This is a genomic window from Halomonas sp. AOP43-A1-21, assembly GCF_052376775.1.
Classification (GTDB): Bacteria; Pseudomonadota; Gammaproteobacteria; order Pseudomonadales; family Halomonadaceae; genus Vreelandella; species Vreelandella colorata.
In genome coordinates this window covers 1-750 of the sequence record NZ_JBQSWC010000096.1, presented here as the reverse complement: position 1 = coordinate 750, position 750 = coordinate 1, and the positions used below count along the sequence as shown (strand labels likewise).

The window sequence follows — 750 nt, the reverse complement described above, 5'->3', positions numbered from 1 at the left end:
TCACCTGCTCGGCCACGTCCTCGGGGTCGTCGCCGCTAAACTCGACCAGGTTGATGCCGCGAATCGGCGCCTCTGGCGTGGCGGGGAAGAACTCAGCCACGCTGTCCCAGACGAAGTCCTCCATGGCCAGCGTCAGCACCGTATCGTCGATGGTTTCAATCGAGATGGGCTCGGCATTTGCCATCAGCGCCTTGGCGTCGCGCAGGGCTGCCATAAAGCTTGGGTAGCGCACGTTGACCAGCGTGGCGTACTTGGGAATCGGCAGTACGTTGAGGACGGCTTCATTCAGAAGCCCCAGCGAGCCTTCCGAACCGCACAGCAGGCTATTGAGATTAAGCTGGCCGGCGGCGTCGCGTAAGTGGGCCAGGTCGTAGCCGGTCAGGCAGCGGTTCAGCGGCGGGAAGGTCGCCTCAATCAGCGCGCGCTGTTGGTCAATAATGGCCGTGGCCGTCTGGTGAACACGACCGACGATGCCCGCCTGCTGGCAGGCGTGTTGCTCATCCTCGGCACTCAGCGCGCGGCTATGTAGATGCTGGCCACCGAGCAGCACCGTGTCGAGTTCCAGCACGTGATTGCGGGTTTTACCATAGGCACAGCTGCCCTGGCCGCTGGCATCGGTGGAGATCATGCCGCCGAGGGTGGCGCGGTTGGAGGTGGAGAGCTCGGGGGCAAAGAACAGGCCATGGGGTTTTAGCGCGGCGTTCAGCTGGTCTTTCACGACCCCGGCCTGTACCCGCACCCGGCGGGCCG

The 750-nt window shown here is 64.1% G+C and carries 1 protein-coding gene; it reads right to left on the bottom strand.

Going from position 1 to position 750, the window contains the following annotated elements; translation table 11 throughout:
- Positions 1-750 (bottom strand): FAD-binding oxidoreductase (locus ACT3R7_RS20700; RefSeq protein WP_496199465.1); only part of this gene is annotated, 750 nt, incomplete at both ends.